The sequence below is a fragment of the Pseudomonas putida S13.1.2 genome, from assembly GCF_000498395.2.
Classification (GTDB): domain Bacteria; phylum Pseudomonadota; class Gammaproteobacteria; order Pseudomonadales; family Pseudomonadaceae; genus Aquipseudomonas; species Aquipseudomonas putida_Q.
In genome coordinates, this window is record NZ_CP010979.1 from 2,203,854 (window position 1) to 2,218,378 (window position 14,525).

At 65.9% G+C, this 14,525-nt stretch carries 11 protein-coding genes; 3 read left to right on the top strand and 8 right to left on the bottom strand.

The genetic code is table 11. The features are described from left to right. The 8 genes from N805_RS09975 to N805_RS10010 all read right to left on the bottom strand — a co-directional run bounded on the left by N805_RS09975 (position 1) and on the right by N805_RS10010 (position 10,523). Positions 1 to 1,218 (bottom strand): MFS transporter, encoded by a 1,218-nt coding sequence (locus N805_RS09975; protein ID WP_028613726.1) that lies wholly within the window; start codon positions 1,216 to 1,218, stop codon positions 1 to 3. Further along, entirely contained in the window at positions 1,208 to 3,706 is a 2,499-nt protein-coding gene (locus N805_RS09980; protein ID WP_028613725.1) for an efflux RND transporter permease subunit, read from the bottom strand. Before N805_RS09980 ends, N805_RS09975 begins: the two co-directional genes overlap by 11 nt. A 3-nt stretch (positions 3,707 to 3,709) precedes the next feature. Beyond that, entirely contained in the window at positions 3,710 to 4,771 is a 1,062-nt protein-coding gene (locus tag N805_RS09985) for a WD40/YVTN/BNR-like repeat-containing protein (protein ID WP_028613724.1), read from the bottom strand. Positions 4,772 to 4,825: 54 nt separating this feature from the next. Further along, positions 4,826 to 6,193, bottom strand: coding sequence for a DUF1329 domain-containing protein (locus N805_RS09990; RefSeq protein WP_028613723.1), 1,368 nt, complete (start codon positions 6,191 to 6,193; stop codon positions 4,826 to 4,828). A gap of 14 nt (positions 6,194 to 6,207) precedes the next feature. Beyond that, on the bottom strand, positions 6,208 to 7,878 hold the full coding sequence (locus N805_RS09995; RefSeq protein WP_028613722.1) for a DUF1302 domain-containing protein: 1,671 nt from the start codon (positions 7,876 to 7,878) through the stop codon (positions 6,208 to 6,210). Positions 7,879 to 7,964: 86 nt separating this feature from the next. Beyond that, positions 7,965 to 9,089: an FAD-dependent oxidoreductase gene (locus N805_RS10000; RefSeq protein ID WP_028613721.1), complete on the bottom strand. Its 1,125-nt coding sequence runs from the start codon at positions 9,087 to 9,089 to the stop codon at positions 7,965 to 7,967. Between the two features lie 141 nt (positions 9,090 to 9,230). After that, positions 9,231 to 9,578 (bottom strand): Rieske (2Fe-2S) protein, encoded by a 348-nt coding sequence (locus tag N805_RS10005; RefSeq protein WP_028613720.1) that lies wholly within the window; start codon positions 9,576 to 9,578, stop codon positions 9,231 to 9,233. Positions 9,579 to 9,581: 3 nt separating this feature from the next. Continuing rightward, entirely contained in the window at positions 9,582 to 10,523 is a 942-nt protein-coding gene (locus N805_RS10010) for a VOC family protein (RefSeq protein ID WP_028613719.1), read from the bottom strand. 277 nt (positions 10,524 to 10,800) lie between these two features. Here N805_RS10010 and N805_RS10015 point away from each other — a divergent pair, with 277 nt between their 5' ends. The 3 genes from N805_RS10015 (at position 10,801) to N805_RS10025 (ending at position 14,524) form a co-directional block, all read left to right on the top strand. Next, positions 10,801 to 11,739: a LysR family transcriptional regulator gene (locus N805_RS10015; RefSeq protein ID WP_028613718.1), complete on the top strand. Its 939-nt coding sequence runs from the start codon at positions 10,801 to 10,803 to the stop codon at positions 11,737 to 11,739. 182 nt (positions 11,740 to 11,921) lie between these two features. Next, a complete protein-coding gene (locus N805_RS10020) occupies positions 11,922 to 13,079 on the top strand; it encodes an alpha/beta hydrolase family protein (RefSeq protein WP_028613717.1) in 1,158 nt (385 codons plus the stop codon). A gap of 101 nt (positions 13,080 to 13,180) precedes the next feature. Then, a complete protein-coding gene (locus tag N805_RS10025; protein ID WP_028613716.1) occupies positions 13,181 to 14,524 on the top strand; it encodes a metal-dependent hydrolase family protein in 1,344 nt (447 codons plus the stop codon). Position 14,525 lies beyond the last annotated feature (1 nt).

The window sequence follows — 14,525 nt, forward strand, 5'->3', positions numbered from 1 at the left end:
TCAATTGCCGTCGCCGATGGTCGCGCCACCGTCGACAATAAGATTCTGTCCACTGATGAAGCCCCGCAGCCACACCAGGCACACCGGCACCATTACCAGTTGCCCGAGCGCAACCAACAGCAGCGCATAGGGCAGTTGTGTCGCCACACCCCCCGTCAGCGCCAGCACCAGCAAGGGGCTGACGAACTCACCGGCGAAGATCGCCGCAGTGAACCCGCCCGTGGCCCGGCCACGCTGCTCGAAGCCGACCTGCTGCATCACCAGGGTGATCAGCGTCGGCAACATCAAGCCAACGCCCAGGCCGTTGACCAGCACCGCCACCACTACCGGGGCATGGCTGCTGGCCAGCGCCATCAAGCCGCCACCGAGCCCCGCCGTGGCGAACCCCAACGCCAGCAGTCGGCAGGCCGCCAGGCGTGCCAGCAGACGAAAGGCCAGTGCGCCGGCCAGCACGCCCAGTTGATTGGCGCCCAGGGTCAGGCCGACCTGTTGCGGCGCATCGACGTGCAGCAATTGCAGCAAGTAACCAGCCTGTACCGGGACGATGAACAGGCTGACGCCCGCCAGCCCGGTGAGTAGGTAGAGCGGTGCCAGGGTCGACCATGGGAAACGCGATTGCGCCGTCGCTTGGCAGGCGCTGCGCGCCACCCTCGGCTCCCACAGCATCGCGGCCATCAGCGGCAGGCACAGCATGCCCACGGCGTAGAGCACGAAGGGCGAACGCCAATCGCTCTCCCCCAGCGCGCCACCCAGGCCCATGAACACGGCCGCCGACAACGAGGTAACCACCATCTGCAAGGCGAACAGCCGGGCTCGGCGCTGGCCGTTGAAATAATCGCCCATCAAGGTGGTGCAGCACGTCATGATGCCCGCCTCGGCCAGGCCGATACCGGCGCGGCTGGCAACGATCAGCGCCAGCGAGTCCAGCCACAGCGGTAGCAGTCCACACAGGCTGTACAGCAGCATGCTCGCCAGCAGCAGCGAACGACGGCCGACACGGTCGGCGAGCAGCCCGGCCAGCGGCGCCAGCAAGGCGATTACCAGTGCCGGGAGGGTTAGCGCCACCGGAACCAGTACGGCCACCCCCGGCGTCTCGGCAAAATGGGCGTGCATGCGTGGCAGCACCGGGGCGATCAGCACCGCCCCCAGCACGGGCAGGCAACTGCCGAACAGCAACAGCGCACCTTGCACGTTGCCGGCGATACGTTCAGCGGCCATGGCTCACCTCCTCGAATGGGCGCAGGCCGGTGCCCTGGGGCTGTGCCGGGGCACAGTCTGCGCTTTGCCTGGGCGCGGTTTCATCGGCCTTCGGCGCCAGCTGTGGCTCGGCGTTGGTCTGGCGTTGCGGCAGAAGGAAGTACGCCAGCGCGGGCAAAAGCAGCAGCGCACCCACCATGTTCCAGACGAACATGAAGGCCAGCAGCACCCCCATGTCGGCCTGGAACTTGATCGGCGAGAAGATCCAGGTGCCGACGCCAATGGCCAGGGTGATGCCGGTGAGCATCACCACCTTGCCGGTAAACAGCAGTGCGCGGTAATAGGCCTCGGACAGGCTCGCGCCCTGACGCAGCTGGGCCAGCACGATGCTCATCACGTACAGCGCGTAATCCACGCCGATGCCGACACCCAGGGCGATCACCGGCAGGGTCGCCACCTTCACGCCAATGCCCAGCGCGACCATCAGCGCTTCACAAAGAATGGAGGTGAGCACCAATGGCAATACTGCGCAGAGCACCGCGCGCCAGGAGCGGAAGGTCACCAGGCAGAGCAGGATCACGGCGCCATAGACCCACCAGAGCATGTCGCGGTTGGCCTGCTTCACCACCTGGTTGGTGGCCGCCTCGATGCCCGCGCTGCCGGCTGCCATAAGGAAGTTGGCCTGCTCGCTGTCGTTGGCCTGGGCGAACGACTGGACGCTGTCCACCACGCGCGCCAGGGTGTCGGCCTTGTGGTCCGTGAGGTAGGCATAGAGCGTCAGCAGGCTGCAATCGTCGTTGTACAACCCGCGGGGGGCGTTGGCAGTGACCATGTTCAGGGTCGCCTGGTTGTCGACCAGTTCGTACCACTTCGGGCTGCCTTCGGAGAGGCCGACCAGTACCCGGCGGTTCAGCTGCGCCAACGAATTGGTCGTGTCCACACCAGGCAGGCCGCGCAGTTGCCAGTCCAGGTCATCCACACGCTTCAGCGTCGCGTAGGCCGAGCAACCACCGGGCGCGGTGCGCACCATCACCGCAAACACATCGCTACTGGCACCGTAGTGCCGGGTGACAAAAGCATTGTCGCGGTTGTAGCGCGAATCGGCGCGCAGCTCGGGAGCACCGGCGTCGAGATCACCGACTTTCAGGTGCAGGCTCACGGCATAGCCGCCAGCGGCCATCAGCGCAGCCACGGCGATGCACCAGGCCGCCCAGCGACGCTGGGTGAACAGGTCGAGAAAGCGCCACAGCGCGTGCTTGCGTGCCCCGCTCGCCTGCGCCTCTTCGGCACGCAGGCTGCGCCGCGCGGCACGGGCGCTGACGCCCACATAGGAAAGCAGTACCGGCAGCAGGATCAGGTTGGTGAAAATCAGCACCGCCACGCCCAGGCTGGCGATCACCGCCAGGTCCTGGATCACCTGGATCTGGATGATCATCAGTACGGCAAAGCCCACGGCATCGCACAACAGCGCGGTCAGCCCGGCCAGGAACAGCCGGCGGAAGGTGAACCGCGCCGCCACCAGGCGATGCATGCCGCGTCCGATGTCCTGCATGATGCCGTTCATCTTCTGCGCGCCATGGCTCATGCCTATCGCGAACACCAGGAACGGCACCAGCACCGAATACGGGTCGAGTTCGTAGCCAAGCAGCGGCAGCAGGCCCAGTTGCCAGATCACCGCCACCAGCGAGCACACCACCACCAGCGCGGTACTGCGTACGCAGCGGGTGTACCAATAGAGGACCACGGCAGTGATGGCGATGGCGGCGGCGAAGAACAGCAGGATCTGCCGGAGCCCATCGATAAGATCACCGACAACCTTGGCGAAACCGGTGATGTGGATGTCCACGCCCTGGCGCTGGAACCGCTCGCGCAGGGTTTCCAGTTCATGGGCGAAGGCCGTATAGTCCAGCGCCTTGCCGTCCGGGGTGGTTTCCAGCAGCGGCACGTAGACGATGCTTGAACGCTGATCGAAGGCAACCAGCTGGCCGATTTCGTTGGAGCGTTCGACGTTGCGCTTGAGCGCCTCAAGGCTCGCCTGGCCGCCATCGTAGCCATCGGGGATCACCGGGCCGCCTTCCAGGCCCTCCTCGGTCACACCTGTCCAGCGCGTGGACGGCGTCCACAGCGACTTCATCGCCGCGCGGTCAACGCCTGGCAGCAGGTACACCGCGTCGTTGAGCTGCTGCAGGCTGTGCAGGTAGCCCTGGTCGTAGATGCTGCCGCGCGGGTTGGCCACGGCGATGCGCACGGCGTTGCCCAGGCCGGCCAGCTCCTGGCGGTGGTCCAGGTAGTTGTGGATGAACGGGTGGTCGCGCGGGATCATCTTCTCGAAGCTGGCGTTAAGCGTGAGCCGAGAAGCCTGCCAGCCGAGTATCAAGGTGGCCGCCAGGCACAGCAGCAACACCAGTACCCGGTGGTTGAACAGCGCACGCTCCAGCAGAGAACCGGAAGTGCTATCGAAGTCGTCGAGACGGCCGCTGGACGGCGCAGGTGGATTCATGGCGTGCATGGCTCAGTCCGTCGTGCTGGAGTGGGAGGACGCTGCCACGCGCCGGGCGCCGGCGATGCCGACAGCGACAATGGCACCATCCGCGGCGATGGTCGCAGCGGTCAACGGCAGGCCATCGGACACTGCCAGCGGCTGGGCGGCAAAGGTGTCCAGATCGCTGCGCAGCAGCATCCCTGCCTGGTTGGCCAGCAGCAGTTGGCCGCCGGCCACCCGCATGCCGTTGAGCGATGACGGAAGCGGATTGGGCAGTGCCTGGAAGCTGTCACCGGCGTCGTCCGAGGCGAACAACGAGCCTCGCAGGCCACCGAGCAGCAGCCGGCCGCCGGGCAATACGGTGGCGGCGAAATAACTGCCCTCGTACGGCCCATGCAGTGCCTCGAAGTGGTCGCCGCCGTCGCGCGAGCGCAGCAGCAGGCCCTGCTCGCCGGCAACGTACAGGTTGGCGCCGTGACGGGCCAGTGCGTACAGGTGCAGCCCCCGCCGATTCGGCAACAGGCCCATGCCCGATTGCCAGGTGCGCCCGCCGTCGACCGTGGCCAGGGCCAGCCCGTACGCTCCTACCACCAGGCCGTGGCGGGCATCGCTGAAACTCAATGCCAGCAGCGGCTTGTCTGCGCCGTCGGCCAGTAGCCCCTGGGCCGCCGCCACGCGCCGAGCGTCGGCCGCCGCCTCGGCCGCTTGCAGCTCCAGGGCGCCGGCCCGCTTGCCGTCAAGCTGCAAAGTCCAGTGCTCGCCGCCATCCTCGCTGTGCAGCACCACGCCTGCGTGGCCGACGGCCCAACCGTTGCGTGCATCGACGAACTGTACGGCCGTGAGGGTGACGCTGACCGGCACGGCCTTGGCCTGGCGCCAGCTGGCACCGTTGTCATCGGACAACAACACCACACCACGCTCGCCCACCGACACCAGGCGTGTACCGGCCCGGACCACATCCTGCAACACCGCACGCAGGGCCTGGGGGCCACGCAACGCGGGCTGCGCAAGCACATCCACACTGTCACCGGCGTAGGCCGCCGGCAGCCCGCAACAGGCTGTCAGCAGCCAGGCGTAGAGCATCTTGTTCATCGCACGCAACCTTTTGTTCTTGTGATAGCGACCGCGCCAGCGCAGTGCTTGTGCTCAGCGCACGCCCTCGCCGGCCATGGCGTCGGCAGTGAACACCGAGTCCTTGTAGGGCGGCACAATGCGGTATTGCTCGTTCTTGCCGGCAAACAGGTCACCGGCGAACCAGGCGCCGGAGAGCAGGTCGTAGAAGCCATTGGTCAGGGTCACCACGCCAGGCAGGTCAGGCAACACCACTGGCGAGGTCCAGACCACCTTGGCCAGCTGGTTGCGGGCGTCGTAACGCTCGCCCAGCACAGCGGCCCAGGTGTCCTCGTCGAGGTAGTAGGTGCTGCGCGGCATGACGTGACGCTGGCCGCTCTTCAGGGTTGCCTCTACCACCCACACACGGTGCAGCTCCCAGCGGATCGATGCGGGATTCAGGTGGTGCGGGTCGAGCAGCGCCTCGGCGCTGGCAGCGGTAAAGACCTTGTTGGCGTTGTAGGGGATATACATCTCCTTCTTGCCTACCAGCTTCCATTCGAAGCGGTCGAGCCGGCCGTTGAACACGTACAGTTCATCGAAGCTCATGACCCCGGCAGTGGCTGGCGTCGGCGTATCGCAGCAGGCGTTGGGCAGGCGACGGACGCGGCGCTGGCCTGGCAGGTAGGTCCACACGGCGGCCTTGTCGGCGTTGAGGTTCTCCAGGCCGGTGATGGCCTCGCCGGCGCGCAGGGGCGGGCCGTCGTTGGTCATGCGAATGGACCAGAACACCCCCTTGTCACCACTGCCACCGGGCAGGTACCAGGGCATCTGCAGGTCGGCACGCGAGTCGTTGGTCAGCACATGCTTGCCGTCGGCGGTGGTCAGGTACTGGTTGAAGCTGGCGTGCCACGAAGCACCGCGCCAACGCAGCAGGTGGTTCCACATGGCTTCCACACCGTTGCCCGGGATCGGGAACGGGATGCCGCCGGATGCGCCTTCGGGCATGGGGCCGGCAGGGCCGTCCACCAGCCTGCCGCTGGTAGCGTTGGCCAAGGTGGCGTCATAGACCGATTGCGGCGCTGCGGCGCTGCGGTGGGTCGGGTAGATGTCCAGCCGGTAGCTGTCCGGGTACTTCTTGAGCATCGCCTGGATGCCCGGGGTCAGCTTGTCGGCGTACTGCGCCATGTTCTGCGCGGTGATGGTCAGCAGCGGCTTGTCGCCGGCAAACGGGTCGCCACGCTTGCCGCCGTCCTTGTAGGCCGGGTCGGTCTTGGTATAGCCGCCGGTCCAGGCCGGGATGCTGCCGTCAGCATTGCCGGCACGCTCGCCCCCGAGCGGGGTGAGGGTGGACTTGAGCGTGGCCGCCTGCTCGGCGGACACCGCAGCAACGGCGCCGTGGGCAAACAGCAGCGAGGCACTCAGGGCAGTGAGCAGGGAAACGACTTTATTATTGTGTCTCATCGGGTGGTCCTCGGTCAGAAGGTGCGGCTGACGGTGAAGGCGATGAAGTCGCGGTCTTTGAGCGACTGTTCGAAGGTGTAGTGGTTGTCGGCGTCGAGGAATGTGTTCTCCGGGCCGTAGTAGTGCGTGTAGGTCAGGCCCAGGCTCCAGGTGTTGAGGTAGTTGCCCTTGAGGCCAATGTTCAGGTCGCCGCCGTGATCGCTGCCAAAGCCGGTGCCCAAAGCCATGGACGCGCCGTTGGTGTAGCTGGCGCCGATTGGCACCGACAGGTCGAGGCCGGGCAGGATCTGCCGGTACATCGGCTCGAACACCAGGCGCAAACTGGTGGCGTCGCGGTCGGCGTTGGGGTCGACGGCGTCGGCGTTCTTGCTCACGCTCATCACCCGGTTCCAGGCGATCTCGCCTAGGAAGCTCGACTCGGCGGCGATGAAGTTCGGCTCCAGGCTGGCCAGCCAAGAGACGTTGGCGTGCAAGGTGCGGCCGGTGGCGTACACCGGGTTGTCGTCGTTGTCGATCGCCTCGCCCACGGCCAGCGCATGCTGGCTGGTAGAGGCCAGCGGCTGGTTCCAGCGCGTGGACAGTTCACCGGCCAGGTTGAAGTTGCCCAGGGTGGTGGAGAAGCTGGCACCGAAGGCCTCGATACCTTCGGGGTACACCCAGTAGAACTCGCCGGCCTTGCCGCTGATCGGGTCGAGACTGGCGAAGTCCGGGCGCACATTGAGCTGCGGCGATTTGTCGTGGAAGCGGATGGCATACAGGCCCCAATCGACGGTCTCGGTGCGCCAGCGCAGTTGCACGCCGCCCTGCCCCGAATCCTTGGCCTGCTTGTCGTTGCCGTGGAAGAACGCCAGGGGTTGGCCGCCGGGGAAGACCGGCGCGCCGACGAACATTCGCTCCGCGCCATCGCCGAAAAAGTCGTCGGTGGAGAAGTAGCTGCCTGCCGCCGGCAACCGGTTGGCCTCCCACTCGAATTGGTAATAGGCCCCTACCGACACATCGGGCGTCAGTTGCAGTTGCCCGGAAACCTGCTGCACCGGGCGGATCAGTTCCTTGAACTGAGTGTTCGGCACCGACAGGCCTTTGACCACATCCACCGGCGCCATGCCGCCGGCGATGCCGTTCATGCCATAGAACAGGCTCTCGCCCCACTGCATGGCGTATTGGCCCAGGCGGCCTGACACCGGCATGTCGCCGATCTCGCTCCTGCCGAAGATGAACGCGTCGAGCAGTTCGGCCTTACGCCCATGCAGCTTGCGAGTGTCATCGGTGAATTCGTCGTAGTCGACCGAATAACTGTTGGCGCGGCTCGGGTCGTTGTTGTCGGTGCCCTGGTTGTAGATATCGTCATACCAGGCCGCGCCGCTGACCCGCGCGCCGATGTTGTGGTAGGTGATGTCCAGTTCCGACAGCAGGTCGAGGCGGTTGGAGATCAGGCCCTTGTCGAAGTTGCGGTCGCCGTCGTCCAGGTTCAGCGCGGTCTGCCCTTCGCTTAGCCTGCTGCTGGCGTCCTGGGTTCGCCAGGCGGCACTGTATTTCAGGGTGTTGTCCCAGCGCACCCGCAGGTCGGGGTGGCCGGTATCGAATTCGAAGGCCTGGGCCTGGCTGGCTGCCAGCGCGAGCAGCGCCAGGCTGATGGGCTTGAGCGCCGGTAACGGCCGCGCGATTGCACCTTTGCGAGTCAACATCGGGGTTTCCTCTTTCTTGTTCTTGTGCGTCGGTGTTGGCGTAGGGGCTGGCGCGCCAGCAAGGCAGGGCGCGCCCGGTACGGGAATCAGATCGGCTGCGCGGTGACCTCCAGCATCCGCTTGACCAGGCCGATGCGGTCGAACGACGGGTCGCGCTGGACCTCCTTCTCGCCAGCCAGCAGGGACATCTCGCTGATGAACTTGCAGCGCTCGAAGCGCCGGCCCATGAAACGCTGCAGCTGCGCCTCCAGGCTGCCCTCGCAGGTGAGTTCCTCTGCCAGGACCACGGCGTCCTCGATGGCCATGCCGGCCCCCTGCCCCAGGTGCGGCGTGGTGGCATGGGCGGCATCGCCTATCAGCAGCACGCGGCCGCGGTACCAAGGCTCGTCGACGAACACCGCTTCCAGCGGCTTGTAGACCACCTCGGCGCTGTCAACGATGTGCTCGCGCAACTCGCCGATCAGCCCGCCAAAACCGGCCAGGCGCTGGCGCAGACCGGCGGCCAGTGTGGCAGGCTCCATCCAGGGGTTGCCCGGCTCGTGGGAGGTGGTGAACAGGTACATCAGGTCGTCGGCCAGCGGCACCAGGCCGGCGTTGCCAGAGGGCCCCTGGTAGTTGGCCAGATGGTCGATGCCGGCGGCCCGCGGGAAGTTGTAGCGCCACACCGACTGGCCGGTAAAACGCGGCTGGTAGCGGTCGCCGAAGAGCAAACCGCGCACCTTGGAAAACAGCCCGTCGGCGCCGACCATCAACCCGTAGCGGCCCTGGCTGCCATCGCTGAACAGCACATCCACGCCACTGTCGTCCTGCTCGACGTTTTCCACCGAGGTGCCCAGCCGCACCTGGGTGCCGAGCGCGATGGCGGTTTCGCTCAACACCTTGTGCAGGGCGCGGCGCGAGATGCCGACGTTGGCCGGGTACTGAGGGCCGGCCAGGCGCTGGCCGGGGATGCGTGCCAGCTGCTGCCCGTCGGTGGTGTAGATGGCCACGTCCTCGAAGGCGTAGGCCGCGTCGAGGTAGGCCTCAAGCAAACCGAGGCGGTGCATCTCGCGCACTACGTTGCTCTGCTGGATGATGCCGACGCCATAGACGGTCCACTCGGTCTTCAGCTCGACCAGGTCGACCGCGATGCCCTTGCGACGCAGGGCGATGGCAGCGCACAGCCCACCAATCCCGCCGCCCACGATCAGCACGTTGCTTACAGTATTCATGGCATGTCTCACGTCTTGTTCTTGTTGTCCGCCCCGTCATGCGTGGCGGCCGTTTTCCTGAGCCTGGGCGACAGCTTCCCGGCTGCGCCGGGGTTTGACCAATCGAGTCCCGGGATGCGACCTATTGCGCGGCGCGATAGGTCAGCCGTCGAGTTGCGCCAGTGGCAATAGCAGCCAGCCGTCCTTTTCCTGGTGCGCAAGCGACTGCAGGGCCAGGCCACGGCAGGGCCCGTGGACGCAGGTGCCGTCCTGGGGCCTGAAGCGGGCGCCGTGTGCATAGCAGACGACCCACTGGCCGTCGGCGCTGAGAAAGCGGTCCTTGCGGTACTCCAGCGGCACCAGCAGGTGTGGGCAAAGGTTGCGATAGACCCGCACTTCACCCCGGTGGCGCAGGGCGAACAGAATGTCCGCCCCCTTGCCATGCGGGTCAAAGCCCCGTGCCTGGCCTTCGCCCAGCTCATCGAGCCGGCATAACACCGCGCAGCTCATGGCTCACCCCTGCTTGGGTGGCGGGCCGCTCGGTGCCCACTTGTCCCGCGAGGTAAACAGGAACAACTGCGAGTTGTCGGCCGACATCGGCGCCTGGCGCGCCGCCCAGGCATCGTCGTGCTTGTCCATGTCGGCGTCGTACTCGATGTGGCAACCCAGCGGGCTGTTGAAGTACCAGAACCAGTTGGAGCCCAGCAGGTGACGACCCGGCCCCCAGAAGCTGGTCCAGCCGTTCTGCTGGAAGCGCGTACCGGCCAGCAGCACCTCGGTGCCGCTGCCCATGTGGAAAGTGAAGTGCTCGCAGCCCTGCATGTGTGGCGGTGTCTGGATCATGAACAGGCAATGGTGGTCGTCCATGCCGGCGGTGCGCATGAACGGGCCGACGCCGACGAAGCTGTCGGTGGTGACGAAGCCCAGGCGGTCGCGGTAGAACGCTTCGCCCTTGGCCGCATCGGGCACGAAGTACACCACGTGGGACAAGGTGCGCGGCCGTGCCGGCATGTCCGGGGTGATGCCAAGCTGGTTGAGTGGGCGCTGCGGCGCGCTGCCGGGTGCGTTGGTCAGGTCAGCTGGCGCCTCGAAGGCACGGCGGCAGGTTACCTGGAAGGCGATGGCGAAGCCCAGGTCGTCAAAGGTGTGCACCGTGCCGTCGGGATCACGACGAACCTCGCGGTCGCGGCCAAGTTCGTCGGCGATCGCCTCCAGGTCCGCCGCCGCAACTACGCCGTAGACAGTCTCGCGCAACGACGGCGTCGGCCCCAGCGCGGGTGGCAGGCTGTCGTCGTCGCCACGGCGGATGATGATTGCGGTGCCGTCCAGCGCCTCGAACCGGCCACCGTCGGCGTCCAGTTGAATGGCTGTCAGGCCATAGTCACGCAGGCAATCGGCACAGGCCTGGATATCGTCGACGCCGAACACCAGCGCGTCGAGACCAAGAATGTTCATGGCTACCACTCCATTGAAATTGTTATTCGGCGAGGCAGGGTCACCGGTAGTGGGTCGTGGCGGCGCAGCGGCCACACGACTGGAGTGCAGGTTGCTCGGTGCCGGGGGGGCGTGACCAATCGCGAGTCAAAATGCAAGGCATCGGCAATCGCGATACCTGTGCCCCAGCCCATGGCGCCTGGCGTTGGCTCGGCAACGTGGGCCACAGGCCTTGACGTATCAGCAATGCAGCGGGAAGGTATCGCGAAAATAACTACAAGAAACGAGAGCTATCACCATGCGCTTTCACCACCTGGATCTGAACCTGCTGGTCGCCCTGGACATTCTGCTCGAGGAGCAGAACATCACCCGCGCTGCCGAACGCCTGCACATGACCCAATCCGCTACCAGCGGCGTACTGGGCCGTTTGCGAACATTCTTCGAGGACGAGTTGCTGGTGCAGGTTGGGCGCAAGATGCAGCCCACCCCCTATGCCTTGGAGCTGGCCAAGCCGGTGCGCGAAGTGTTGCTCACCATCCGCTCCTCGATCACCGCCAAGCCAGTGTTCGAACCGGCCAGCAGCAAGCGGCACTTCCGCCTGGTGACCTCCGACTACCTGATCAGCGTGCTGTTCGCCCAGGTCATCCAGAAGATCCACCAGCAGGCACCGCACATCACCTTCGAAATGATCAGCCCCGGCGACAACAGCGCCGAGCTGCTGATGCGGGGCGAAGTCGACATGATGATCGTCCCCGAGCGCTACCTGATCGACGGCCACCCCGCCCAACTGCTGTTCGAGGAAGACCATGTCTGCGTGATCTGGCGCCACAACCGCGACGTCGGCGAACAGCTGACCCTGGAGCAGTACATGGACATGGGCCATATTTCGGTGGGCTTCGGCCGTAACCGGCACCTGAGTATCGAGGACTGGTTCATGAACCAGTATGGCTTCAACCGACGCCTGGAAGTCATCACCAACGACTTCAACACCCTGCCCCAGCTGGTGGTGGGTACCCAGAGGATCGCCACCATGCACCGCCGCCTTGCCGAGCTGTATGCCGGTTACCTGCCCCTGCGCATCCTGCCCGCGCCGGTGAAAATCCCGGTGATGCGCGAGTTCATGCTGTGGCACCGCAGCATGGACGGCGACCCGATGCACCGCTGGCTGCGCGAACGCATCAGCGACTTCATCCGGCACGCCGACCGGCAGCCGGGTGCCCTGCGCGCCAGCGCCTGAACCCCACCCCATCGCCCCGGCCAGCACAACGGCGCCGGGGCATCGCGTTTGCCGATACCTCGCATCTCCCATCACGATTGGCCCCGCCCCGCCTCGCCTGCGTACCTTGCCTTCGAACCTCGCCCCGCGTGCCTGCCGCAATCCTGGGCGCTGGCCTCGACAACTGCAGAAGGACAACAAGAATGTTCCGTTACTTCCCCACCAACTACGTCTGGAACCTCTCGGTGGACCTGGCTATCGAAATGGGCGCCCGCATGGGCGAGATCGAAGAAATGTGCGCCCCGCTGCAAGAGGCCGCCAAACAGCCAGACACCGCCGGTACCCAGGCCTTCCGGGAAACCTGGTCGACCATGGCCGACAAGCTCTGCAACCTGGCCGAGGAAGATGAAAGCGCCGGCCGACGCCTTTCCGCCGGGGAAAAATACGGCCGCGCCGCCACCTACTACCTCACCTGCGAACGCCTTCAGGCCCACGGTGCGCCGGGCCGCGCGGCGCTGTACCAGCGCTTCCTGGAAACCTTCGCCCGTGGCATCGACCTGGCCAAGGAAAACTGCGAGCGGGTGGAGATCCCCTACGAGGGCAAGCACCTCTCGGGGTTGCTGGTGCGCGCGCAAGGCGTCAGCGGCCCGGCGCCGCTGCTGGTACAGGTCAATGGCCTGGACTCGACCAAGGAAATGAAATACCGCGTCGGCCTGCCCGCCTGGCTGGCCAGGCGCGGCGTGTCGTCCTTGATCATCGATCAGCCCGGCACCGGCGAAGCGCTGCGCCTGCAGGGGCTGACCGCACGCTACGACAGCGAGCACTGGGCCAGCCGCGTGGTGGACTGGCTGGAAACGCGTGCCGACGTCGACCCCAAGCGCATCGGCCTGGAAGGCGTGTCCCTCGGTGGTTACTACTGCCCGCGCGCGGTGGCCTTCGAGCCCCGCTTCGCCTGCGGCGTGGTGTGGGGCGCCAACCACGACTGGCGCGATGTGCAGAAGCGCCGGTTGGAGAAGGAAGGCAACTTCCCTGTTCCCCACTACTGGGCGCACGTGTGCTGGGTGTGGGGCGCGAAGGACATGGACGACTTCATGCGCATCGCCGAGGACGTGCATCTGGACGGTGTGCTCGACCGCATACGCGTGCCGTTTCTGGTCACCCATGGCGAAAAGGACTCGCAGATCCCACTCAAGTGGGCGCACCGCACCTATGAGCAACTGGTCAACAGCCCGAAACGCGAGCTGAAGATATTCACCGACCGCGAGGGCGGTGTGCAGCATTCCAGCTTCGACAACAGCATCAATGCCGGGCATTACATCGCCGACTGGATCGCCGAAACCCTTGGCGGCCACACGGCCTGATTGCGCCTGTGTGCCGGCGCTGCCGGCCTTTGCCCGGCGTCGCGCCGGGCATCTCCCACGACCTGGCCTGCGATAAACCACAAGACGAGGAGCGTCCAACCATGGGCACCCTGCACCTGCACTGCTCCACCCTGTTCGATGGCACCGGCCTGCACACCCGCCAGCAACAGACGCTGATCATCGAGGGCGGCATGATCCGTCACGTCGGCGCCACAGCCGAAGCGCCCCGGCCGAGGCCTGGCGACCGTGAAGTTCATGGCCAGTTCGTCATGCCCGGGCTGGTGGACGTACACACCCACCTGGCCTTCGGCAACGCCCAGAGCGAGGAAGACATCGACATCTGGACCAGCGACGAATTTCGAGCCCTGCGCGGGCTGTTTTTCGCCCAGCACGTATTGGCTGCCGGCGTAACCTCGATGGTCTGCCCCGGTGACAGTGGCCAGCTCAGCATCGCCGTGCGCAACACGGTCAACGCAGGGCTGTTCGAAGGCCCGCGCATTGCCGCCAGCAGCCGCGTGATCACCAATCGGCAGAGTCTCAACGACTGGTTCCCCAGCCGGGTCGGCGCACCGGAATATTTCACCGCCGCCCTGGTCACCAGCCGTACCGAAGCCATCGCGCAGATCCGCAAGCAGGCCAAGGACGGCGTAGACTTGATCAAGATCGCCATGGACGGAACCCACCGCCGCCCAAATGGTGAGATCATCGCTGCCTTCACTGCCGATGAAACCCGTGAGATGGTGGATGAGGCCCATCGGCTCGGCTGCCGCGTGGCCACCCACGCCTACGGCCGTGAGGCAGTGATGTACGCTGCCAAGGCGGGCGTCGACCTGGTGTTCCACGCGTTCTATATGGACGACGCCTGCATCGAGGCGTTACTCGAAGCCGGTAGCGTGCTCGCGCCAACCATGACCTTTCCGCAAAACACCGTGGACTTCTGCCAGCCCCACGATCCAGCGATCAGCACCGGCTACGCCGGCTACTGCGCGCGTACCCTGGAGCTGGGCACGCCGGTACTCAAGCGCGCCAAGGCTGCGGGCGTCCCATTCGCCTGCGGCAGCGATAGCGGCTTTGCCGTCACGCCCTACGGCGAGTGGCATGCCCGCGAGCTGGAGCTGCTGGTGCGCCGCCTGGACTTCACACCGGCCGAAGCGCTGTTCGCCGCGACCAATGTCGGCGCCCGCCTGATGCCCCGCGGCGAGGGCCTCGGCACCCTGGAACCGGGCAAGCAGGCCGACCTGCTGATACTCGACGGCTCACCCCTGGACGACATCCGCATCCTCCAGGACCGCAACCGCCTGCAGGCCGTGTACAAGGCCGGCGAGCCGGTACGCCTGCAACGCACCGCGTACAACCCGAAACTGGTGTCAGACTTCAACTCGCTGAAATGGACCGACCTCTATACCCGCGACCGTGTGGCCGAGCTTGGTACATGGACCCTTTGAA